A 24937-nucleotide genomic window follows, 5' to 3' on the forward strand; every position below is an offset into this window, starting at 1 on the left:
ATTGGTAGTGGACTTTTCACCAGCGAAAAACAGCTGCAATCCACTGGTTGAGATAGATGCTAATAGCAAAAAATCGCTCTTCCAAGCTAGTCGAGTGTTTTTTGCTTTGATTTGTTGCAGAGAAGCCCTTTCGAGCCTGTTTTTGTGGGTTTTCCCTCGGGAGTGTTGTGAAAAAGTTGCTCTCTAGGTCGCGCATTGGAGTCCGTGCTCCGGCTTGTAAGCCTTCAGAGATGTGTGTGTTTCGACTTTTTGAGCAAGCAAGTTGCAGGTCGTTGATAGAGGCAATCGTGTGAGGCTGGCAGCTATCTAGAGAAAGCGGGTCGATTCAGGTTTATGTAACAGCGATGCCTCAAACACAATTAGTGAATGCGGAACATGGTTATGGCGATTCTGAAACAATTGCTTTCAACCACTATGCTAAATTCTGGATTGAAGTCATTTGTTTGATGGTGTTGTAGGAGATCTTCCATTAACACGGACTTCATATGCAAGGTTATGCGTAAAGAACACCGGCCAGAAGCTGGAGGCTCCGCCTTGCTAATGTGAAAGGACCATCTCCAAATGCGCTGTGCCTAGCCCTTAGTAGCTTCACAGCCTGTCTTCGTCATGCTTGATTGAGGATCGCTGGCACGGGTGTGCCTGTCTTCAAGTAGCAGAAGTTCATTCTTCGGTAATTATTTGAAAAAATAATGAGTGGCGATGAGAGGCAGCTAATGCATGTGAATGCGCGAGCTTCAGGTCTCCGTGCGAGAGCCTGAATTGCAGGCGGTGCCGATGTTGCGCCGCTGGCGGTAAATACCAATTAACAAGGCTTCTGCCGGAACGACGAATGTATGTTCCTGCCGATGTAACTCGTCAGTCTGCTGACGAGGCAGGCATCCTTTTGTCCGCTTGAAGCCGACCTAGAGGGAAAGACAATGAAATTGAATCAAATCGCTCAAATTTTGGCTGCAGTGGGCATGGTGTCCTGGACTGCAGCTGGCATGGCGCAGACCACTTTGAATGCTCAGCAGGCCAATGAACAGGGCACTGCGCTGCAAAAAGTGGTGGAGCAGGTGTTGATGACACACCCTGAGGTGCAGGCTCGCTTTCACGACTTGAACTCTTCGATGGAGGGTCAGAACGTGGCCCGTGGTGGCTGGCGCCCTCAAGTGACCGCACAAGGCTGGCTGGGGCGCGAGTGGCGCAGCCACATTCAAGATTCGCCATCGCAGGACTGGAATCGCCCGGGTTGGAATCTGCAATTGCGCCAGCTGATTTTTGATGGTTTCACCACCAGCAGCAACATTCGCCAACTGGGTTTTGAGAAGCTCGCAAAATTCTATGACTTACGCGCAACGACAGAGAGCCTAGCCAACGATGCCGTCGCAGCTTACTTGGATGTGCAGCGTTACCGTGAGATGGAAAAGCTGGCGCGTGAGAACTTTAGTACTCACCAAACAACACTTGGCCAATTGCGTGATCGCCAGCAATCAGGCGTGGGTCGCGGTGTGGATATGGAGCAGGCCAGCGGCCGTTTATCTCTGGCGCAGAGCAATCTGATGACCGAGAGCAACAACCTCAACGACGTGATGCAGCGCTATCGCCGTGTGGTGGGTGAGTACCCAGCCGCGACGCTGGACCCTGTGCCTGATGTGTCTGGCAAGTTGCCCGTAGCCGGTGCGTCCAAGGATTTTGGTGACTCCTTGCGCGCCAGCCCATTGCTGCTGTCTAAGCAGGCGTTGGTGCATGCGGCTGAAGCGGGCCAAAAGTCCGCCAAGGGTGCGCATAGCCCAAAGCTGGAATTGCTCGCATCCACTGGCCGCGATCGCGATCAGATGTCTCAAGCTTATTGGGATGTCCAGAGCTCACGTGTCCAGCTGATGCTGACCTACAACCTTTATCGCGGTGGCGCGGATGAGGCACGTTTGCGTCAGACCATTGCACAGGGCTATGCCGCGCAGGACGTGCGTGACTACACCTGCCGTAATTTGCAGCAGGAGCTGTCCATCAGCTGGAACAATATGGCGCGCATGCGTCAGCAAATGCCTTTCTTGCAAGAGCATGTACTGTCCACATCTAAGGTGCGTGTGGCGTATCAGCAGCAGTTCAAGATTGGTCAGCGCTCTTTGCTGGACGTGCTGAACACTGAAAACGAGTTGTTCGATGCTCAGCGTGCAATGGTCAATGCGCAGTACGACATGAAGAAGGCAGAGTACCAGTGGCTGACTTTGTCCAGCCAGATTTTGCCTGTGCTGGGCCTGGCTCAACCGCATGACGCGAGCCGCCCTGAAGAGCAGCAAGCGCTGACCTTGCCTGAGGATTTGCTGCGCAGCTGCAAGTCTTCGGTGCCTGATACCAGCAACCTGACTCCTGTGGCAGTTAAGTAAAACAGGGTGCCTGGCGCGCACATGCCCCATGTGCCTTATGTGCTCTGTGTGCTTTGTGCGCCTCGGGCACCCTTTGTAGAAGTTGATGGACAAGATGGATAAAAGCGATTCACCGCTCTCGGGAAAGTCTTCTCGGCAAGAACTATCAGCTCTGGATGCGGATTTCATCCGTGTACTGGAGGATTTGATTGATGCCTTGCTGAGCAACGGCTCTTTACGCCTGACGGATTTACCCCCGCAGGCGCTGGAGAAGTTGAGCCAGCGAAAGCGTGTGCGCGAGCGTTTGCGTAATTCGCTGGACTTGATTGATGACGCTGAAGAGCTTTTGTAGGTTAGGTTGAAAATGTCTCTAACAGACTTCGCGCCTTCATTGGCGCCGGTGCGAGCCAGCGATGAAACTGGACAAAAGGCTGCTGATGGCACGAGGCCAAAGGCTTCACCACAGGCCGCTTCACCAGAGGTTGCTGTGTCTCAGGCGACTGACGACTGGCGCATTCCTGCGCATGAAACCCATGCTGATCCATTGCTCGACTGCTTGGTGCAGCTGACTCAGTTGCATGGCAAGCCCTATACCGCGCAGGCCTTAAGCAATGGCTTGCCGCTGGTCAATCAGCGTTTGACGCCATCCTTGCTGGCCCGTGCAGCAGCGCGCGCCCAGTTCAGTACCCGCATTGTGGAGCGCGGCCTGGCGGATGTGCCTGAGGGCTTGCTGCCAGCCATTTTGCTGCTCAACGGCAATCGTGCCTGCCTCTTGCTCAAGAGCGTTGGTAACGAGAGCTTCTTGTTGCAATACCCTGAATCGGAAAGTCCGGTAGAGGTCGAAGCGCAAGCTTTGCTGCAGGAATATTCGGGGTTGATGTGCTTCGTGCGCCCGCAGTTCCGGTTCGAGCAGCGTGCTGCTCAGCAAGGCATGGAGCCACGCAGCAGCCACTGGTTTTGGGCAGTGGTGATGGACAACAAGCGCTTGTACCGCGATGCGCTGGTCGCGGCGGTACTAATTAATATTTTTGCGCTTGCCATGCCCTTGTTCAGCATGAATGTGTATGACCGCGTGGTGCCCAACAACGCGGTGGAGACGCTGTGGGTGTTGGCCATTGGCATTTCTTTGGTGCTGATCTTTAACTTTGTGCTGACGACGGCGCGTGCCTATGTGGTGGATGCTGCGAGCAAGCGGGTCGATGTCAAACTCTCCGCCCAGATCATGGAGCGCGTGCTGGACTTGCGCATGGAAAGCCGCCCAGCGTCTGTGGGATCGTTCGCGGCCAATCTGCGCTCGTTTGAATCGGTGCGCGACTTTATTGCCTCTGCAAGCCTGACCACCTTGGTCGACTTGCCTTTCGTGCTTTTGTTTTTGCTAGCTATTGCTTGGGTTTCGCCGTGGATGCTGATCCCGCCGGTAATAGCGATTGGCGCGATTTTGTTGGTGTCTTTCTGGGCGCAGGCGCGCATGGAAGCGCTGACACTCAAGACTTTTCAGGCCTCGTCCCAGCGCAATGCCATGCTGGTGGAGTCACTGACGAATCTTGAAGCCATCAAGACTTTGAACGCGCAAAGCGGTGTGCAGCGATTGTGGGAGTCTTCTACGCAATACATCGCCCATATGGGCGGCAAGATCAAGTTCATCTCATCCGGTACGGTGAACTTTGTGCAGACATTGCAGCAACTGGTCAGTGTTGCGGTGGTGGTGATTGGCGTGTATTTGGTGCAAGAGTCGGCTATTTCTATGGGCGGCATCATTGCTGCATCCATGATTGCGGGGCGCTGCCTCGCGCCCTTTGGTCAGGTGGCGGGGCTGATGATGCAGTACCACAATGCGCGCACATCGCTTAACTCTATCGACAACTACATGAAGATGCCGGTGGAGCACCCTGCAGACCGCGAGTTCGTCTCTCGCCCCGATTTGCGCGGCGCAATTGAGTTTCGCAACGTGAGCTTTGCCTATCCGGGCAGCGACCAGGCCAGCTTGAGTGGCGTGAGCTTTAGCGTGCGCGCCGGCGAGCGCGTGGGCATTATTGGCCGCATCGGCTCTGGCAAGACGACGATGGAAAAGCTGGTGCTGGGCCTGTACCAGCCCACCGAAGGCGCGGTGTTGATTGACGGCGTAGATGTGCGCCAGATTGACCCGGTAGACCTGCGCCGTGCCATTGGCCATGTGCAGCAAGACCCCATGCTGTTTTACGGCAGCCTCAAGCAAAACCTGCTGATAGGTGCACCGTTTGCTGGCGAGGCGGATATGCTGCGCGCGGCCCGCGTTGCAGGGGTCGATGAGTTTGTGGCCAACCACCCCAAGGGCTACGACATGCTGGTGGGCGAGCGTGGTGAGTCTTTGTCGGGTGGTCAGCGCCAGTCGATTGCCATGGCCCGCGCTTTGATCAATGACCCTGCCATGCTGCTGCTCGATGAACCCAGCAGCAATCTGGACAACCAAAGTGAAGCCCAGCTCAAGCGCCGCTTGCAAGAGGCATCAGCTGGTAAGACCGTACTGCTGGTCACGCACAGAACGGCATTGCTGACGCTGGTTGACCGACTCATCGTTATTGATAACGGAAAAATCGTTGCTGATGGTGCCAAGGAGCATGTTATTGACGCACTCAAGCAAGGCCGCATTGGCGGAGCAGGAGCGCGTGTATGAGTGAGTCAGAAGTGAAAAAACAAAATCCTTCACGCTTGAAAGTGATGATGGCTAGGGCGCAGAGCTGGCTGCTGGATGGCAACGAAGGCGTGGCCACACACCAGCCCGATGATTTGAAGGCGGATGCCCAATGGGCAGCTGGCCAGCAGCAGGCGCGGGGCTCGCGCCTCTTGATTTGGGGATCGTTGGCGACGGTATTGGTTCTGGTGGTTTGGGCGAGCTTTGGCTCTATCGACGAAGTGGTGCGCGGCCAGGGCAAGGTTGTTCCTTCGCGCCAGGTGCAGGTGGTGCAGAGTCTGGATGGCGGTATCGTCAAAGAAATTTTGGTACACCCCGGAGAGCATGTCGAAAAAGGCCAGGTTATTTTGCGTATCGACCCCACTCGCTATGGCTCATCTCTGGGTGAGAACAAGGCTGAGCTACTGGCTCTAAAGGCCAAGGCTGCGCGCTTGCAGGCTTTGGCTTCGGGCGAGACTTTTAAAGTGCCTGAAGATGTGATGGCAGCAGCGCCTCAGCTCGTGGAGATGGAGCGGCGCATGTGGGAGAGCCGTTCTCAGGAGCTGAACACCAACGTCAATATTGCACGCGACCAACTGCGCCAACGCCAGCAAGAGCTGCGTGAAACGCAGGCCAACAGAGACCAAGCATCGTCTAGCTGTAGTTTGACTTCGGAAGAATTGTCCGTCACGCGCCCCTTGCTCAAGAGTGGTGCAGTGTCTGAGGTGGATTTGCTCAGACTGCAGCGTGATGTGGGACGTTTTTGCGGTGAGGCCCGAGCCGCCGGCGCGCAAGTAGGCCGTATTCAGGCTGCGATTCAAGAGGCTGAGCGCAAGATTCAAGAGTCTGAATTAACCATCCGCAACCAGTCCCGGGCCGAGTTGTCTGAAGTGCAGGGCAAGCTGGGCACCTTGGAGCAGGGCAAGGTCGCGCTGGAAGACCGCGTCAAGCTTGCCGAGGTGCGCTCTCCCGTACGCGGCACGGTCAACACCTTGATGGCCAACACCGTTGGCGGCGTGGTGCAGCCCGGCAAAGACATTCTGGATATCGTGCCGTTAGATGACTCCTTGCTGATGGAAGTGCAAGTCAACCCGCGCGACATAGGCTTTTTGCATTCTGGTCAAGGCGCTGAGGTGAAGTTCACCGCATACGACTTTGCCATTTACGGCGGCCTGCAAGGCAAGCTTGAGCAAATTGGTGCCAATACGGTGACGGACGAGAAGGGCAACTCCTTTTATGTCGTCAAAGTTCGCACCGAGAAAGCGCATGTGGGCGATAACTCCCGCCCCATCATTCCCGGCATGCAAGCGGAAGTGCACATCCTCACTGGCAAGCGCACGCTGATGCAGTACCTGCTCAAGCCCATTTTGCGCGCCAAGTCCAACGCCTTGACTGAGCGCTAGCTCTCATGGAACAACAAATCAAAGGGAGCGGTATGAGCACATTGCCTGTTTTGTTACTGACTCAGGATGCCACCTTGTGGCAAGGCTGGCAGCAAATCGCAGGACCCCAGTGGATGCCTGCGCGCGGCCAAAGTCTGGCTGATATGCAGCGCTGGAAGCAGCAAGGCCGCAGCCTCGTTGTTTTAGACGCAGCTTTGCCCCAGTTGCCTGCAAACAGCGATGCCCGCTGGGTGGAGTTGCTGCAAGGCCTGCAGGTGCTGGTGCTAAGCAACCGCCCCGGCGATGAAGAGGGGCGCCAGTTGTTGTCACGCGGCGCTTGTGGCTACGCCCATGCGCAGTCAAGTGCAGAAGTCTTGTCCCGCATGTTGCAGAGCATGGCTGGCGGCAATATCTGGCTGGGCCGCTCACTCATGCAGCGTTTGCTGCGCGATGTGGATGCCCGATTACCCGTGGCCGATGTGGATTGGGCTAGCGCTCTTTCGGCCCGTGAGCAAGAAGTGGCGAAATACGCATCGCTGGGCGACAGCAACGCTGAAATTGCCGAGCGTATGTCGATCAGTGAACGTACGGTGCGCGCACATCTGTCAGCTGTGTTTGAAAAGCTGCAGGTGCAGGACCGCTTGATGCTGACGCTCAAAGTTCACGGCATTGGCCGCAAACAACTGGCTTAATGTTGATTTTCAATTAAAAGTGCTTGCGGTCATTTGTATATAAAGACTTTTAGCTATCAATATAGAAGTGAAAACTTCTACAAAACCTAAGGCCCGCATTTGCGGGCCTTAGGTTTTTGGTAGATCTCAATCGAACCAATAGTGCAGAAATCGGGCTGTATTGGCTTTGACGCCAATAGCGGCTAAGTAGGCTAACTCCTACTATCTCGTCAGAAATATTGGAGGGTTGTCTATGCACGCCCCCGCAACCTAATTCATCAAAGAGGCAGATCACCATGGCGGCACAGACTATTCTCGTTACCAAGCTCACCGGTCAGGCGTGGATCCGTGGCAGTGACGGTAATCTCACGGTCATCCATGAAGGCATGCGCATCCCCGCTGATGCCCAGATCGTCACGGCCTCCGGTAGCACTGTGCAGCTGCAGGCAGACGGTCAGCCCCTGCTGATCGTCGGCGAGAACCAGAATGTGCAACTCACGGCCGATTTGGTCCAGCCACCTCTGCCAACAGAAGCGGCTATCGCCAATCCCGCCAACGCCGAGATCGATCAGATCATCGCTGCCATCAACAACGGTCAAGACCCCTTTGAAAACATCGACCCCACAGCCGCTGGCTTGAGTGGCGGCAGCGAAGGCGGCAGCACCTTTGTGCGTTTGGCAAGCATTATTGAAGCGGTGTCACCGATTGCGCTGGCTTATCCACGTCCAGCAGGTGCTCAGACTCAAGAACGTATTTCTTCAGGTGTCATGGTCGATGAGCAGCAGGCTCCTCCTCCTGCACCCCCTCTTGCCCCTGCTGCCAATCCTCTGGCACAAGCTGATCAAGGTCGTATTTTTGAAGACGATGCGGCTCCTTTGCGCGGCAATGTACTTGGCAACGATCAACTCGGTCAGGGCACGCTGGCGCAGCACAGTACTGTGCTCGTGGGTTCGGCTCAGGGTCAATACGGCGTGGTCTCGCTCAACACGGATGGCAGCTATAGCTACGTGCTCGACAACAGCCTACAGTCCGTGCAATCGCTGGCCGTTGGCGAAACACTGTCTGAAACCTACACCTACACGGTGACCGATGCAGCGGGTAGCACCTCGTCCAGTACCCTTACCATCACTGTGGTGGGCATGAACGACAACCCGGCCATGGCTGGCGAGGTGACAGGAAGCGTTACGGAAGATGCGCAACTCACGGCGAGTGGTCAGTTAACGGAAACTGATGTAGATACCTCTGACACTCACACTTGGAGTGTTAACAACGGTGGTCAGGGCAGCTTTGGTAATTTGGTAATTGATGGCAATGGCAAGTGGACCTATACGCTGGATAACGATAATCCAGCAGTGCAGGCGTTGCCTGAGGGCGAACAGCGGGAAGAGCGCTTTGACGCCACCGTTGATGACGGACATGGCGGCACCGATACCAAAACGATTGTTGTGATCGTTACTGGCACAGCTGACTGGGCAGAGGTTAAAGCCGATCAAGAAGCAGGCCGTGTCTTTGAAGAAGGCTTGGTAGCCAAGGACGGTAGCAATACCACCTCAGGTTCGGTGACTGTTAGCGCCACCGACGGCGTGGCCAGCATCCAGCTGGGCAATGTGACCTACACCGTGGAGCAGCTCAAAGATGTGAGCAAGCTCGCTACCGTGGACACCGGAGAAGGCACTCTCAAGATCACCGCCTACGCCCCGGGCGCTGACGGCAAGAGCGGCACGCTGACCTATGAGTACACCCTCAAGGCGGCGCAAACGCATGCGAATGGCCAGGGCAACAACACCCTGAGCGACAGCATTGCAGTGACCGTCACCGGCAATGGCGGCAGCACTGCTGCAGGCAATATCGTCATCACCATCGTCGACGACATGCCTGTGGCCCAAGACATCACGGCCGGCACACTGACCGAAGACAACACCAGCAGCCGCCTCAGCGGCGACGTCACCAGCCACACCGGCAACAGCTTCGGTGCGGACGGAAAGGCCGCCACCGATGCCGTCACATGGGATACAGCGGTCGCCAAGCTCGGTGCCGCCACCGTCAGCCTCAGCGACTACGGAACGCTGACGTCCAACAAAAATGGCACATGGGAGTTCGTGCTGGACAGCAGCAAGCCCGCCACGCAGGCCCTTAAAACCGGCGACAGCATCAGCGTCTCGCTGAGCTACACGCTGACGGACAAGGATGGCGATACGGCCACCAAGGCCATCACCTTCACCATTCTGGGTGCAGACGACACCTCCAGCGTCACGCCCGTGCCTGGCGTGGGAGAGGATGCAGGCAAGGTCTACGAAGCAGGCCTGAGCTCGGTCAACGACAAGACAGAAATCACCACCGGCAGCGTGCAAGTCAGCGCCACCGACGGCGTGGCCAGCATCCAGCTGGGCAATGTGACCTACACCGTGGAGCAGCTCAAAGATGTGAGCAAGCTCGCTACCGTGGACACCGGAGAAGGCACTCTCAAGATCACCGCCTACGCCCCGGGCGCTGACGGCAAGAGCGGCACGCTGACCTATGAGTACACCCTCAAGGCGGCGCAAACGCATGCGAATGGCCAGGGCAACAACACCCTGAGCGACAGCATTGCAGTGACCGTCACCGGCAATGGCGGCAGCACTGCTGCAGGCAATATCGTCATCACCATCGTCGACGACATGCCTGTGGCCCAAGACATCACGGCCGGCACACTGACCGAAGACAACACCAGCAGCCGCCTCGGCGGCGACGTCACCAGCCATACCGGCAACAGCTTTGGTGCGGACGGCAAGGCTGCTACCGATGCCGTTACATGGGGTGCAGCGGTCGCCAAGCTCGGTGCCGCCACCGTCAGCCTCAGCGACTACGGAACGCTGACGTCCAACAAAAATGGCACATGGGAGTTCGTGCTGGACAGCAGCAAGCCCGCCACGCAGGCCCTTAAAACCGGCGACAGCATCAGCGTCTCGCTGAGCTACACGCTGACGGACAAGGATGGCGATACGGCCACCAAGGCCATCACCTTCACCATCCTGGGTGCAGACGACACCTCCAGCGTCACGCCCGTGCCTGGCGTGGGAGAGGATGCAGGCAAGGTCTACGAAGCAGGCCTGAGCTCGGTGAATGACAAGACAGAAATCACCACCGGCAGCGTGCAAGTCAGCGCCACCGACGGCGTGGCCAGCATCCAGCTGGGCAATGTGACCTACACCGTGGAGCAGCTCAAAGATGTGAGCAAGCTCGCTACCGTGGACACCGGAGAAGGCACTCTCAAGATCACCGCCTACGCCCCGGGCGCTGACGGCAAGAGCGGCACGCTGACCTATGAGTACACCCTCAAGGCGGCGCAAACGCATGCGAATGGCCAGGGCAACAACACCCTGAGCGACAGCATTGCAGTGACCGTCACCGGCAATGGCGGCAGCACTGCTGCAGGCAATATCGTCATCACCATCGTCGACGACATGCCTGTGGCCCAAGACATCACGGCCGGCACACTGACCGAAGACAACACCAGCAGCCGCCTCAGCGGCGACGTCACCAGCCACACCGGCAACAGCTTCGGTGCGGACGGAAAGGCCGCCACCGATGCCGTCACATGGGATACAGCGGTCGCCAAGCTCGGTGCCGCCACCGTCAGCCTCAGCGACTACGGAACGCTGACGTCCAACAAAAATGGCACATGGGAGTTCGTGCTGGACAGCAGCAAGCCCGCCACGCAGGCCCTTAAAACCGGCGACAGCATCAGCGTCTCGCTGAGCTACACGCTGACGGACAAGGATGGCGATACGGCCACCAAGGCCATCACCTTCACCATTCTGGGTGCAGACGACACCTCCAGCGTCACGCCCGTGCCTGGCGTGGGAGAGGATGCAGGCAAGGTCTACGAAGCAGGCCTGAGCTCGGTCAACGACAAGACAGAAATCACCACCGGCAGCGTGCAAGTCAGCGCCACCGACGGCGTGGCCAGCATCCAGCTGGGCAATGTGACCTACACCGTGGAGCAGCTCAAAGATGTGAGCAAGCTCGCTACCGTGGACACCGGAGAAGGCACTCTCAAGATCACCGCCTACGCCCCGGGCGCTGACGGCAAGAGCGGCACGCTGACCTATGAGTACACCCTCAAGGCGGCGCAAACGCATGCGAATGGCCAGGGCAACAACACCCTGAGCGACAGCATTGCAGTGACCGTCACCGGCAATGGCGGCAGCACTGCTGCAGGCAATATCGTCATCACCATCGTCGACGACATGCCTGTGGCCCAAGACATCACGGCCGGCACACTGACCGAAGACAACACCAGCAGCCGCCTCGGCGGCGACGTCACCAGCCATACCGGCAACAGCTTTGGTGCGGACGGCAAGGCTGCTACCGATGCCGTTACATGGGGTGCAGCGGTCGCCAAGCTCGGTGCCGCCACCGTCAGCCTCAGCGACTACGGAACGCTGACGTCCAACAAAAATGGCACATGGGAGTTCGTGCTGGACAGCAGCAAGCCCGCCACGCAGGCCCTTAAAACCGGCGACAGCATCAGCGTCTCGCTGAGCTACACGCTGACGGACAAGGATGGCGATACGGCCACCAAGGCCATCACCTTCACCATCCTGGGTGCAGACGACACCTCCAGCGTCACGCCCGTGCCTGGCGTGGGAGAGGATGCAGGCAAGGTCTACGAAGCAGGCCTGAGCTCGGTGAATGACAAGACAGAAATCACCACCGGCAGCGTGCAAGTCAGCGCCACCGACGGCGTGGCCAGCATCCAGCTGGGCAATCTGACCTACACCGTGGAGCAGCTCAAAGATGTGAGCAAGCTCGCTACCGTGGACACCGGAGAAGGCACTCTCAAGATCACCGCCTACGCCCCGGGCGCTGACGGCAAGAGCGGCACGCTGACCTATGAGTACACCCTCAAGGCGGCGCAAACGCATGCGAATGGCCAGGGCAACAACACCCTGAGCGACAGCATTGCAGTGACCGTCACCGGCAATGGCGGCAGCACTGCTGCAGGCAATATCGTCATCACCATCGTCGACGACATGCCTGTGGCCCAAGACATCACGGCCGGCACACTGACCGAAGACAACACCAGCAGCCGCCTCAGCGGCGACGTCACCAGCCACACCGGCAACAGCTTCGGTGCGGACGGCAAGGCCGCCACCGATGCCGTCACATGGGATACAGCGGTCGCCAAGCTCGGTGCCGCCACCGTCAGCCTCAGCGACTACGGAACGCTGACGTCCAACAAAAATGGCACATGGGAGTTCGTGCTGGACAGCACCAAGCCCGCCACGCAGGCCCTTAAAACCGGCGACAGCATCAGCGTCTCGCTGAGCTACACGCTGACGGACAAGGATGGCGATACGGCCACCAAGGCCATCACCTTCACCATTCTGGGTGCAGACGACACCTCCAGCGTCACGCCCGTGCCTGGCGTGGGAGAGGATGCAGGCAAGGTCTACGAAGCAGGCCTGAGCTCGGTCAACGACAAGACAGAAATCACCACCGGCAGCGTGCAAGTCAGCGCCACCGACGGCGTGGCCAGCATCCAGCTGGGCAATGTGACCTACACCGTGGAGCAGCTCAAAGATGTGAGCAAGCTCGCTACCGTGGACACCGGAGAAGGCACTCTCAAGATCACCGCCTACGCCCCGGGCGCTGACGGCAAGAGCGGCACGCTGACCTATGAGTACACCCTCAAGGCGGCGCAAACGCATGCGAATGGCCAGGGCAACAACACCCTGAGCGACAGCATTGCAGTGACCGTCACCGGCAATGGCGGCAGCACTGCTGCAGGCAATATCGTCATCACCATCGTCGACGACATGCCTGTGGCCCAAGACATCACGGCCGGCACACTGACCGAAGACAACACCAGCAGCCGCCTCAGCGGCGACGTCACCAGCCACACCGGCAACAGCTTCGGTGCGGACGGCAAGGCCGCCACCGATGCCGTCACATGGGATACAGCGGTCGCCAAGCTCGGTGCCGCCACCGTCAGCCTCAGCGACTACGGAACGCTGACGTCCAACAAAAATGGCACATGGGAGTTCGTGCTGGACAGCACCAAGCCCGCCACGCAGGCCCTTAAAACCGGCGACAGCATCAGCGTCTCGCTGAGCTACACGCTGACGGACAAGGATGGCGATACGGCCACCAAGGCCATCACCTTCACCATTCTGGGTGCAGACGACACCTCCAGCGTCACGCCCGTGCCTGGCGTGGGAGAGGATGCAGGCAAGGTCTACGAAGCAGGCCTGAGCTCGGTCAACGACAAGACAGAAATCACCACCGGCAGCGTGCAAGTCAGCGCCACCGACGGCGTGGCCAGCATCCAGCTGGGCAATGTGACCTACACCGTGGAGCAGCTCAAAGATGTGAGCAAGCTCGCTACCGTGGACACCGGAGAAGGCACTCTCAAGATCACCGCCTACGCCCCGGGCGCTGACGGCAAGAGCGGCACGCTGACCTATGAGTACACCCTCAAGGCGGCGCAAACGCATGCGAATGGCCAGGGCAACAACACCCTGAGCGACAGCATTGCAGTGACCGTCACCGGCAATGGCGGCAGCACTGCTGCAGGCAATATCGTCATCACCATCGTCGACGACATGCCTGTGGCCCAAGACATCACGGCCGGCACACTGACCGAAGACAACACCAGCAGCCGCCTCGGCGGCGACGTCACCAGCCATACCGGCAACAGCTTTGGTGCGGACGGCAAGGCTGCTACCGATGCCGTTACATGGGGTGCAGCGGTCGCCAAGCTCGGTGCCGCCACCGTCAGCCTCAGCGACTACGGAACGCTGACGTCCAACAAAAATGGCACATGGGAGTTCGTGCTGGACAGCAGCAAGCCCGCCACGCAGGCCCTTAAAACCGGCGACAGCATCAGCGTCTCGCTGGGCTACACGCTGACGGACAAGGATGGCGACACGGACGCCAAGACCATCACCTTCACCATCAATGGCGTTAATGACGCAACAGCTGATAGCGAGACAACAAACGAAGACACCTCAGTCTTAGGAAATGTATTGACCAACGATGAGGGCTATGTTGTTGGTGCTATGACGGTGACCGGCTTCACGATCAATGGTGGCTCTACTCTTTATAAGCCGGATGGCTCTCCTGTTGGTGTGATGATTGGCTCCAAAGTGGTTGGTAGCATCAATTTGGAAGCAGATGGCAGCTACACCTTCAATCCCACTAAGGATTGGAGCGGCACGGTTCCAAGCATTAGCTATACCAACAGCACTGGTGCATCGAGTACGCTGAATATTGTTGTAACGCCAGTGGCGGATACTCCCGTTGTTAAGGTGAATGTGGGAAATGGATCGATGCCCATTACGACATCAATTACGAATGCCAACGTGAACTCGTCCGATGTGAACCATACGGTGAAAGCTTTTAATGCTAATGGCACGGCAAGCACTGTCAGTATCAAGAAGGACTCGAAGCAAGATGGTTTTGGTGTGACTGGTGATGCGTCTGGTGACGAAAAAGAAATTGGTCGTGCCTCTAATTCGGGTAAGTCTGAGTCTCTGGTGATTGAGTTCAATACACCAGTAACAGCAATCACGGTTCAGTTCGCGTGGTTGGCTTCGAATGAATGGGCTCGTTATCAAATGTTTGACCAAGCGAAAAAACCCGTTGCTCTGGGATATAACGCAGACGGGACTAAGGTAGCGGGCGGCTTATATGGATTCGTCAAGGGTGGCACTGATCTGGTGGAGACAGCGTTCAAGCTAGAAGTTCCAGCAGGAAACACGATTAGCCAGATTGTGTTTGATGCCCCTCGTAAGGATGACGACTACCTGATTCACAAAGTGACTTATAAAACGGCGACTACTTATCCTGTAACGATTACAGCCACACCTCAGGATCTGGATTATTCCGAGACGATTACGAAAGTGACTGTGGAAGTGCCAAAGGGTGTGACCCTGTCTGCTGGAACCCAGATTGATGCGACGCACTGGTCCTTGCCATTGGCCAGCAACGGCAGTTACTCGGTGAGCATTCATCCCGTTACCAAGGCTGTCACCATCACTGGTCTGAATATGACCGTTCCTGAAAATGTGCAAGTCCATGAGGTCAAGGTCGTTGCGGTTGCTGCCGATGGAAGCAGCACGGCAGAGGGGAGTGCGAGCTTTACCATCGCAAAGCTGGCGACTTTCAATAGCGATGAAAAGAATGCCTGGGCGCTCGACAACTCAGACAGCACTCGCGTCTACAAGAGCAACTCCGATCTGTCGAACACGAACACACTGAGCAGCGATAAAGACAAATGGCTGCTCAGTCGCATCAATGGCTCGAGATCGGATGGCATTGCTAATGACGGCGGCTTGGTGCTGACGGACAACAACGGTCGAGCGAACGGTGATGCTAAGGCGGTGACGCCGACCTACACCTCGGTCGTGAAGGGGACCACGCTGCAGTTCATGGTGACAGGCTTCAGCAATGCCGGTCACCGCGACGATTCTGTGACTTGGACGCTCTACGAGAGCACCAATGACGGGGTAACTTGGTCTCCTGTTTCTGGTGGTGTCATTACAGGTACGGGCATCTTCACCACGACGGCGCTCGAAAAGAATGCGACGTATCGTATTTTCTTGACGGTGCATGAGGGCAACAGTAACGACACGAATGCTTCGGTGACGTTCGATGACTTCATTGCCATCGTTCCCAGTTCGGACACTATTGCCTTAAGCAGCACGGCTGTCACAGGCTTGCTCACATCTAACGACATACTCGACTCTCTAGATGAGACATCGGCGCTGGCTGCTTCGCGCATGACCTTGTTGAGTACCGATACCGGCAGCCATGAAGTGCACAGCACGCCGTCCGGCGACTTGCTGCTGGGTACGGCCGAAGACGACTTGTTCGTCTGGCACCAGGGTGATGAGGGTACGGTAGAGCGTCCGGTCACCGATGTAGTGAAGAACTTTGGTGCTTCGGGTAACGATGCGCTTGCTCTGGCCGATCTGCTGCAAGGTGAAGAGGCTTCGAGTGATCTGAGTAAGTTCCTGCACCTCGAAACCCGTACCGAAGCCGATGGCAAGACCATCGATACGGTGATCAAGGTATCGACGACTGGCGTACTCGATGCTTATGGTAATGGCATCAACCAGAAGATCTTGGTTGAGGGCTCGGATCTGGTGGGCATGAGCCATGACCAGAACGCGATGATCAAGCAGCTGATTGATCAAGGTAAGCTCAAGATTGATCACAGCTGATAAGCGAGCAAGATCGAATTCAGGCAGAACTTTTGAAATATTAAGTTTTCTGCCTGACCTCACAGAGTTCGGTATGGTTGTTCATTTGCAGAGCTTGCATGATTTGTTACATTTGTGAGCATTGAATCTTGATTGCGTTCTCATCGAGTCTTCAAAATTCATAGCGCTAAACACAATATATAAAAGCACTCGATGTAAGTTTTGCTTTGAGTGCTTTGCTGATTTACAACTCGATTGAGCACTTCACCCAGTCTTAGCCTTTCGTCCCCTGCGTTTGTGGGGCGGCCGCTGCGTTTTTCGCGCAGAGGGATGCTTGTTTTGGGTTCGGCAGCGTTGGGTGTCTGGGCTTTTAAAGATGGGCCAGGTGCGATTGCTCTAGATTTCGACGCCACTCGCCTGCAGCAAACCATGCAGTCTCGCTACGGAGCTGCGGGTGCAAAGGCTTTGAGCGAGTGGCTAGCCATGCTGCAGGCTCAGCAAGGCAAGGCATTGCAGCAGCAGTTGTCTGGCATCAATGAATTTTGGAATCGAGCGGTAGTTCATACCGAGGATGCTGTGCTGTGGTCGCAGCCTGATTACTGGGCGACTCCGCTAGAGACGCTGGGCAAAGGGGCGGGCGATTGTGAAGACTTTGTGGTTGGCAAGTATTTCTCTTTGCTGCGCCTGGGGGTACCGCTTGAAAAACTGCGGCTGATCTATGTGCGTGCGCGTATGGGTGGGGTGGGCAGCACTCAGAGTATTGCGCACATGGTGCTGGGCTACTACGAAACACCGGTGGCCGAGCCTTTGGTGCTCGACAGCATGGTGAATTTTTTGCTACCAGCCAGTCAGCGCAAGGACTTGACGCCTGTATTTAGTTTTAACGCTCAAGGTGTTTATGTGGCGGGGGCGCAGCCTTCGTCCGTGGATCGCATTACGCGCTGGCGGGATTTGCTGGTGCGAATGAAGCAGGAAGGTTTTTTGCCATGAGGCTTCGAGTCAATTTTGAAATTCATGGCAAAGATGAGGCCGGAAGATGTCGTTGTTAAAACAACTTTTGATTAGTGTGACGGTGGCTATTGCGGCCATTTTGATGGGTACGCTGGCTTTCAGCATTGATGCCGCGCGTGAGTACTTGGATGGGCAGTTGCAGTCCGAGGGGGAGAACGCGGTGTCTTCGCTGGCCTTGTCACTGTCGCAACCCGCAAACCAAGACCCAGTCACACAAGAGCTGCTAATGATGGCTTTGTACGATGGTGGGCAGTTTAGGCGTATTGCGCTGACTTCCCCCGAGGGCCAAACCTTGTTCGAGCGCAAGCGTGGTTTGGCAGCAGAAGCGCCCGCTGAGCATACAAGTAGGCGGGCACCTAAGTGGTTTTCTGACTTGCTTCCATTGAATACACCGCAGGTGCAGCGCGTGGTCAGTGATGGCTGGAAGCAGGTGGGTCAGTTGACGCTGGAGGTTGACGATAGTTATGCACGTCTAGCCCTGTGGGGTAGCAGTGTGCGCATGACGGGAGTGGTGGTGGTGGCGGGGCTGGCTTGGGCGCTGTTTGTGGTGTTTTTGCTCAAGTGGTTTCGCGCAGTGTTGCAGCAAGAGGTTTCTGCGCGGGTGCAGTCGATTGGTCGCCAGTCAGGCCAGCGTGGTGCGCTGCTGCCGCTGGCGAGAACGACTGTGGCAGAGCTGCTACCGGTGCTAAGTGCCATTGCTGATACGCGAGAGCGTGTGCAGGCAACCGCGCTTGAGCAAATGACGCGGATTGAGTCGTTAGAGCTAGAAGTAAATCGCGACCCTGTGACGTTGCTGCCAAACCGCAAATACTTCGTCAATGAACTGCATCGTGCACTTGCTGGATTGGATCCCGAGGCTGCACATGGCTATGTGATGCTGTTTCGTCAGCGTGATCTGCTGGCATTGAATGCCCAAATGACGCGTGCTACCGCGGATGCTTGGCTGAAGTCGGTGGGCGAGCGTGTCAACCAAGTACTCAAGGGGCACCCAGATTACAGCCCGCAATTGGCCCGTCTCAATGGCGCAGATTTTGTCGTGCTGATGCCTGTGTTGGCAGGGCCACAGGCCATGTCATTAGTGCTGGAGGTGCGCCAAGTGCTGCAGTCAATGCGCTTGACTTTGAGTGGCGGCCACTGGTGTCGTTGGAGCTTTGCGCTGACAGATTACACGGCTTCAAGCTCGGTTGCTGGTGTGCTTTCGCGGCTGGACTATGGCGTGATGCGGGCCGAAAGCTCGGGTCAGTCTGAAGTTGAATATGTGGCCTATGGGGATGAGGAAGTAGTCTCCAATATGGCGGGCGAGACCTTGTGGCGTCAGATGCTGATAGCTTCGCTTGAATCGCCGGATGCGCTGTCCTTATCTGTGCAGCCTATGCTGTTTGCGGGAGTTGATAGCGTAAAAAGGCGTTATGAGGCCTCGCTGACGTTGCGTACTGCAGCCGGCGAGTCTTTGATGGGGTCGCTGTTTTTACCTGTCGCTGTGCGCTTAGGTATGTCGGCTGATTGCGACTTGAACGCGATTGCGTTGGGGCTGAAATGGTTGCAGCAAGAGGATGCTGAACTGGTGGTACGTATCTCGTTGCCGTCACTGGTCCAGTCAGATTTCCTGGGGCGTTTGCATGATGTCCTTAAAGCGCCAAAGTGGGCGCGGAGACTTCCGAAGTTGTGCCTTGAGTTAGATGCGCATGGGCTGATGGCCTACCCGAATGAGATGACTGCTTTTTGCCAATCCATGGCGCAGATGGGTGTTGGTGTGGGCTTGCGTCGACTGGATCAGCAGCCCATGGTGCTGGCCCAGTTGCACACCCTGCCTCTGCGTTACGTGAAACTGGGTGCAAGCTTTGTAGAGCAATCGGCGCGCAGCCCAGGCGCTTTGCACTTGTTGGAGGCGATGGCCAGCACTACCGCACAACTTGGAATTCAGCTCGTGGTGACGGAGTCTGTGAATGCACAATCGCTAGAGCTGCTGCGTAAGCATCAGGCATTGACGTTGCTCGCTTGAGGTTGGCGAGCAACTGATGAAAAAAGGGGCGCTGATTAGCGTCCCTTTTTTGTTTGTATGACGTGTGTAGAAGTATCAGTGTGTCGTACTGTCTTCGGCACTTTGTGGGCGCTGTGCATATCGCTGTGCTAGTGCGGCGCATACCATCAACTGAATCTGATGGAACAGCATCAGCGGCAGCACAATCGCACCGACCGATGCGGCGGGGAACAGCACATTGGCCATAGGGATGCCGCTGACCATGCTTTTCTTAGAGCCGCAAAACACTAAAGTGATTTCATCTTCCTTGTTAAAGCCTAGGTGGCGAGCACCGAACGTTGTAATGGCTAGTACAACGGCCAGCAAGGCGCAGCACAGCACAATTAGGCCGATGAGGGCGGGAATGGGCGTCTGCTTCCACAAACCGCTGATGACCGCTGCACTGAAAGCGGCATAGACCACAAACAAAATTGAGCCCTGATCCACCAGTTTGATGATGGCTGAACGGCGCTGCAAAAAACCAGCCATTAAGGGGCGCAGCAAATGGCCGATGACAAAAGGCAGCAGCAGCGTCATCGCGATCTTGCCAACGGCGCGTAGCGCATCGCCACCTTCAGCATTTTTATTCAGCAGCAGGCTGACCAGAATGGGTGTAACCAGAATGCCCAGCAAGGTTGAGGCCGAGGCGCTGCAGATAGCGGCCGGCACGTTGCCGCGCGCGATAGAAGTAAAAGCGATAGCGGATTGAACCGTAGCGGGCAGGGTGCAAAGAAAGATGACGCCGACATACATCTCGGTGGTGACTAAGGGCGAGAGAAGGGGGCGCAGAGCCAGTCCCAGAATGGGGAACATGACAAAGGTGGCGATAAAGATGCACACATGCAATCGCCAGTGGCCTATGCCCGCCACAATTGCTTGGCGCGAAAGCTTGGCGCCATGCAGAAAGAACAGCAGGCTAACGATCGCGGTGGTAGTCCACTCGACATACTCGGCTGCCTTGCCTGATGCGGGTAACAAGCTGGCGATGATGATGCTGGCAATCAGTGCCAGTGTGAAGTTGTCAGGAAGAAAACGAGAGCGAGACATATGTTGAATTGAGGGCATCCATGTAAAGCACCGCGCTGGCGCGTCATGGCTGCGTATTGGATACGGTATTTGCCCAAAAGAGAAATGTATTTATTCGATAGATCTATGAAATTGTTATCAACCTAAGCCAGTGATGCAGTGGCTATGCGCAGCAAATCTGCCAAACGACAAGCAAAAAAATGCCAGCTCAGACCGCTGAGTCTGTGCTGGCATTCGTTAGATGGCATATGGATAATTCCGCCTATCTGGCAATGGGCCTGCTGGAGGAGTACCGTAAAGGTTTCGGCGTCCAGCTGGTGGCGAGGGCCTTAGCCAAATCGCTTGCTCGCTGATTAGCGCTTGCGCTGCTGACCTTGAGGAGCTTGGCCGCTGCCCGAGCGCTCGATGTGACGGAAAGTCAGGCGACCTTTGTTCAGGTCGTATGGCGACATTTCCAATGTGACTTTGTCACCTGCCAGCACGCGAATACGGTGCTTGCGCATTTTGCCGCCGGAGTAGGCGATCAACTGGTGGCCGTTATCCAGCGTTACACGAAAACGGGCATCAGGCAGCACTTCGTCAACTCTGCCTTGCATCTCAATCAATTCTTCTTTGGCCAAAACAATTCCTTTTTAGAAAGACTCAGTTCAACTGGTTCTCCAGCACCATGCAGCGCCCTTCAGCGAGTGCATATTTGCTGGCCATATCCGGGGTGTCAAACTGTCGAATGAAGCTGAAAATCCGGTCATATTCGCCACGGCGGATGGAGACCGCTGCAGCCACTTTGCCGGAGTGGGTTATGTTGGTGAGGGCAGTCACAATGTAGTTGCCGACACGCTCTGTAATTAGTTCTTTGTGCATATCGTGTCAGCGGTGGCACAAGCCCAGACTTGGGCCATTCCATCCACTGAAAAAATGTAAAAGATCCTGCTTGAGTGAGCTTGGATCAAGTGAGTCAGCCGCTTGAGAGTGGCTTATGCTTCTTGCCGAAGATAAACACTCAGGCTGACGCAGTCGAGCATGTGACAACGTGAGATCTGCCGTTCATGCTGCATGAGGCAAGTTTCATGCAGCAAACCTTAGCATTATAAAGCATTGCCTCTTGATGGGCAACTTTCGGTAGTGTCGGGGGGCTTAGTGAGCAACCACCTTATGACGGTGAAGCTCAGTCCTTAGCAACTAGAGTAGTAAAGACTTAAAAGGTAAGGGGTTGCTAAACGCAAAAAACCTTGACTGCATAAGCAATCAAGGTTTTGAGATGTTCTGGCAGGGGAAGAAGGACTCGAACCTTCGCATGCCGGAATCAAAATCCGGTGCCTTAACCAACTTGGCGACTCCCCTAGAAGACGCGTATTGTATAGCAATTTAGCTATGAATTTTGGAAAGTGTTGAAGTTTGGCTGAAGGCGCTGTGTTGCCCTGGTTGAGATGATGAAGCCTATAACTGCTATATATTGATTTAGGTAACACCGTACTCAAGAGCGTCGCATGATGATCAAATCTATTCTGAAATCTACTGTGGTGGCACTGGCTGCAGTCACTGGTGGATCAATTTTTGCGCAAGGCACGCCCATTAACGCGGCAGCGTTTGATGCCTTGATTGTGCAGGGGCCGGTTGCCGATGCGCAGACCATTGCATCGAGCGCTTGGGCTAGCAAGATTAAGCAGGCGGGTGCTCTGCGTTTGGGCAGCACGCAAACGTCGAATCTGTTTTCAATGCTTAACGAGAAAGATGGAAAAATTCGAGGCTTTGATATAGGGCTGGCGCAACTCATCACGCGCTATATCTTGGGCGATGGTGCTAAGTACCAATTTACGCAGGTCAATTCGTCCACACGCGAACAAGTGCTCATCAACAATCAGGTTGATATGGTGTTGGCAACCTATTCCATCACGCCAGCTCGTGCTGAGAAAATCTCGTTTGCTGGGCCTTACTACACGTCTCAGGCCGCAGTGTTGGTCAAGGGGAACAACAAGGCCATTCAGTCGTATACCGACCTAGCAGGTAAGAGGGTAGCCACACAGGCGGGCTCTACCGGGCCCGCGATACTTGCACAGTACGCGCCTAAGGCTGTCGTGCAAGAATTTCAGTCTCATCAAGAATCCCTTGATTCACTGCGCCAAGGGCGCGTGGATGCTTATGTGACTGATTACACCTTGCTGCTCAATGCTTTGAGCCTTGGGTTTGCCAATGCTAAGTTGGCGGGCGAGACTTTTGGAGCACAGGACTCCTACGGCATTGGCTTGCCTAAGGGCTCGGACGGTGTGGCTTTCATTAATGCTTTTTTGAAGAAGCTGGAAGCAGATGGCACTTGGGCCAAACTTTGGTCCATTTCCATCGGGCAGCGTACGGGAAACACCATTGTTCCAAAGCCGCCAGCACACCCTTGAGTGATGGACGAAATTTTCCAACTCTTTAGCAATCATGGGCCTGCCTTTTGGCAGGCTCTCTTGTTGACATGGAAGCTCACGATTGCCTCGTTCGTGCCCGGCTTCTTGCTGGGCATTGTTGTGGCGGTGCTTCGGCTTCTTCCTTTGCCGCCACTGCGTTTTGCTTTAAGTGCCTATGTAGAGACTTTCCGCAATATTCCTAGTGTGGCATTGCTGATCTTTATTGTGTTTGCACTGCCAGATCTCAATGTGCTGATCGATTATGAGCTTGCAGTCATTCTGACTTTGATGCTGGTCTGCTCCGCTTTCACAGCAGATTACTTGCGAGCTGGTATCAACACGGTTGATAGTGGCCAAATTGAGGCGGCACTTAGTCTTGGTATGCGGCCAATGCAGGTGGTTGTTGCGATTGTTTTACCGCAGGCGTTGCGTGCGGTTGTGCAGCCTATGACATCTCTCATCATCGCCTTGATGCTCTCTACCTCGCTGGCGTCGCAAGTGCCGCTTCAGGGCAGGGAGCTTACTGCTCTTGTCTCCAAGATCGCGACCGACTCTGCTGCTGGTATTGCCGCATTCGCTGTGGCTGCTGCTATGTACGTGTTGAGCGGACTGCTCATCGCCTGGGTTGGCGCGGCAGTAGAAAAGAAAGTGCGAATACTGCGATGAGTCGATCTTTGGAAGATATTTTGTTTGTGGCCCCTAGTCCTAGGGCTCAAACCATCACAAGGACTGTGAGCGCAATCGCTGCCGTCGTGTTGTTTTTGCTGGTACTGGGTGTTCTGTTCAGGTTTCATTCTGCTGGGCAGCTTGAAGCCCCATTTTGGAAGTTTTTTGCTTGGCCAACGACTTGGACATTTCTGGTCAAAGGCATGCTCGGTACGCTGGCGTCGGCGGCAATGGCGGCCGTTATTGCATTGACATTCGGGCTAGTGCTGCTGCTGGGTCGTTTGTCGCGGCAGAGGCTGGTGCGTTGGCCTAGCATTGCTCTTATTGAATTTTTGCGTGGTACGCCGACGCTGCTGCTGATTTATGTTTGCTTTTTGGTACTTCCATCAGCTGGAATAAAGCTGAGCACTTATTGGATGCTGACACTGCCCATTGGCTTGAGTACTGCTGCAATAGTCGCTGAGGTTTACCGAGCAGGGGTGTTCGCTGTTCCACGTGGCCAAGCCGATGCGGCACGCAGTCTGGGAATGTCTGAGGCCCAAGTTTTTTTCTTTGTCGTGTTTCCTCAGGCGCTTCGCTACATTGTCCCGGCGCTGGTTGCACAACTGGTGATCGTGGTCAAGGACACTACCTTCGGCTACGTTGTTACCTACGGTGAACTCATGCAAAACGCAAAGGTGCTCGTTGCTAACTACAACTCTCTGGTGCCTGTTTACCTTGCAGTGGCTGTGCTTTATTGCCTTGTGAATTACGCAATTTCAAGGGTGAGCAAGCGGTTTGCTGCGCCTGTGCATTGAAAGTTGTATGCATCGTTGAAACAGAAAAGCCCCGCCTATTTCTAGACGAGGCTTTGTGTTTTGGCGGAAGGGGCGGGATTCGAACCCGCGGTGGGCTATTAACCCACACACGCTTTCCAGGCGTGCGACTTAAGCCACTCATCCACCCTTCCTAAATCATTCTCTTAAATGCAAAGCCAAGCAAACTGCTTGGCTTGTTAAGAGTGATCCGTTGGTATGTATTCTAATCTCATTTTTGCGATGAAAAATGATTCGCTAGGGCATTCTGCAAGTAAGTGGCTTTGTTTCGCAGGCAACTTTCAGAGACTTGGCGCAGCGCCTGCTTGGCGCAAGAAGCGCATCACACCGCCTAGCACGGGCAGCTTTTCGTAGAGTTCTTCAGCAGCATCCCAATAGTCTCGATGCTCTAGCACCATGCCTTGCGCATCAAGTCGTAAAAACGTTCCGCCGCGAATGCATTGGGCAACTCCTTTACGCCATCGGCGCATACGAAAGTGAAACTCCCACGCCAAAAATGCTTTTTGCCCTTGGACTAGCTGCTCAGTGACTACAAATTTTGGTTCATCCACGGTGGTAAACATATGGGCAAAAATTTGGCGAATCGCGTCTACACCTTGTACATCGTTGAACGGGTCTTTGAAATGGGCTTGTGGTGCGTAGCAAGTCGGCAGCTTGTCCAACTGCTCAAGACTGAGGGTCTCATAGAAAGACACCAGTCGCTGTACACCAGCTAGAACTTCAGGGAGCACCTGGGGCTGGGACTGCGTTGCAAGGTTTGATAGTGTCAT

General features: G+C 55.6%; 15 protein-coding genes and 2 tRNA genes. 11 read left to right on the plus strand and 6 right to left on the minus strand.

Features of this window, described 5'->3' with window-relative positions:
• The first annotated feature begins 917 nt into the window (after positions 1 to 917).
• From KUF54_RS05235 to KUF54_RS05270, 8 genes are all read left to right on the plus strand, one after another.
• Entirely contained in the window at positions 918 to 2369 is a 1452-nt protein-coding gene (locus KUF54_RS05235; protein WP_219345607.1) for a TolC family outer membrane protein, read from the plus strand.
• A gap of 85 nt (positions 2370 to 2454) precedes the next feature.
• Entirely contained in the window at positions 2455 to 2700 is a 246-nt protein-coding gene (locus KUF54_RS05240) for a hypothetical protein (protein WP_219345608.1), read from the plus strand.
• A gap of 12 nt (positions 2701 to 2712) precedes the next feature.
• A complete protein-coding gene (locus tag KUF54_RS05245; RefSeq protein ID WP_219345609.1) occupies positions 2713 to 5001 on the plus strand; it encodes a type I secretion system permease/ATPase in 2289 nt (762 codons plus the stop codon).
• On the plus strand, positions 4998 to 6401 hold the full coding sequence (locus tag KUF54_RS05250; protein WP_219345610.1) for an HlyD family type I secretion periplasmic adaptor subunit: 1404 nt from the start codon (positions 4998 to 5000) through the stop codon (positions 6399 to 6401). The genes KUF54_RS05245 and KUF54_RS05250 overlap by 4 nt, the downstream gene beginning before the upstream one ends.
• 32 nt (positions 6402 to 6433) lie before the next feature.
• Positions 6434 to 7072, plus strand: a complete 639-nt coding sequence (locus KUF54_RS05255; RefSeq protein ID WP_219345611.1) for a response regulator transcription factor — start codon at positions 6434 to 6436, stop codon at positions 7070 to 7072.
• A 275-nt stretch (positions 7073 to 7347) separates the two neighbouring features.
• Positions 7348 to 16260: a retention module-containing protein gene (locus KUF54_RS05260; RefSeq protein ID WP_219345612.1), complete on the plus strand. Its 8913-nt coding sequence runs from the start codon at positions 7348 to 7350 to the stop codon at positions 16258 to 16260.
• A gap of 309 nt (positions 16261 to 16569) precedes the next feature.
• Entirely contained in the window at positions 16570 to 17229 is a 660-nt protein-coding gene (locus KUF54_RS05265) for a transglutaminase-like cysteine peptidase (RefSeq protein WP_219345613.1), read from the plus strand.
• A gap of 46 nt (positions 17230 to 17275) precedes the next feature.
• On the plus strand, positions 17276 to 19252 hold the full coding sequence (locus tag KUF54_RS05270) for a LapD/MoxY N-terminal periplasmic domain-containing protein (RefSeq protein WP_255576314.1): 1977 nt from the start codon (positions 17276 to 17278) through the stop codon (positions 19250 to 19252).
• A 75-nt stretch (positions 19253 to 19327) separates the two neighbouring features.
• Here the strand turns inward: KUF54_RS05270 and KUF54_RS05275 are convergent, their stop codons facing one another.
• The 4 genes from KUF54_RS05275 to KUF54_RS05290 all read right to left on the minus strand — a co-directional run bounded on the left by KUF54_RS05275 (position 19328) and on the right by KUF54_RS05290 (position 21637).
• Positions 19328 to 20317 (minus strand): bile acid:sodium symporter family protein, encoded by a 990-nt coding sequence (locus tag KUF54_RS05275; protein ID WP_219345614.1) that lies wholly within the window; start codon positions 20315 to 20317, stop codon positions 19328 to 19330.
• Positions 20318 to 20649: 332 nt separating this feature from the next.
• A complete protein-coding gene (gene infA / locus KUF54_RS05280; RefSeq protein WP_219345615.1) occupies positions 20650 to 20916 on the minus strand; it encodes a translation initiation factor IF-1 in 267 nt (88 codons plus the stop codon).
• A 22-nt stretch (positions 20917 to 20938) separates the two neighbouring features.
• On the minus strand, positions 20939 to 21157 hold the full coding sequence (locus KUF54_RS05285; protein ID WP_219345616.1) for a hypothetical protein: 219 nt from the start codon (positions 21155 to 21157) through the stop codon (positions 20939 to 20941).
• A 403-nt stretch (positions 21158 to 21560) separates the two neighbouring features.
• Positions 21561 to 21637, minus strand: a tRNA-Gln gene (locus KUF54_RS05290).
• Positions 21638 to 21783: 146 nt separating this feature from the next.
• Between KUF54_RS05290 and KUF54_RS05295 the strand changes: the two genes are divergently transcribed.
• From KUF54_RS05295 to KUF54_RS05305, 3 genes are read left to right on the plus strand one after another with little or no spacing between them, the layout of a single operon-like run.
• Positions 21784 to 22686: a glutamate ABC transporter substrate-binding protein gene (locus KUF54_RS05295; RefSeq protein WP_219345617.1), complete on the plus strand. Its 903-nt coding sequence runs from the start codon at positions 21784 to 21786 to the stop codon at positions 22684 to 22686.
• Between the two features lie 3 nt (positions 22687 to 22689).
• Positions 22690 to 23352: an amino acid ABC transporter permease gene (locus tag KUF54_RS05300; RefSeq protein ID WP_219345618.1), complete on the plus strand. Its 663-nt coding sequence runs from the start codon at positions 22690 to 22692 to the stop codon at positions 23350 to 23352.
• Positions 23349 to 24149, plus strand: coding sequence for an amino acid ABC transporter permease (locus KUF54_RS05305; protein ID WP_219345619.1), 801 nt, complete (start codon positions 23349 to 23351; stop codon positions 24147 to 24149). Before KUF54_RS05300 ends, KUF54_RS05305 begins: the two co-directional genes overlap by 4 nt.
• 61 nt (positions 24150 to 24210) lie before the next feature.
• On the opposite strand, the gene KUF54_RS05310 is transcribed toward KUF54_RS05305, so the two are convergent.
• Positions 24211 to 24301 (minus strand) — tRNA-Ser (locus tag KUF54_RS05310).
• A gap of 147 nt (positions 24302 to 24448) precedes the next feature.
• Positions 24449 to 24937, minus strand: coding sequence for a nuclear transport factor 2 family protein (locus KUF54_RS05315; protein ID WP_219345620.1), 489 nt, complete (start codon positions 24935 to 24937; stop codon positions 24449 to 24451).

The organism is Comamonas sp. Y33R10-2, from assembly GCF_019355935.1.
In the GTDB taxonomy this organism is placed as follows: domain Bacteria; phylum Pseudomonadota; class Gammaproteobacteria; order Burkholderiales; family Burkholderiaceae_C; genus Comamonas.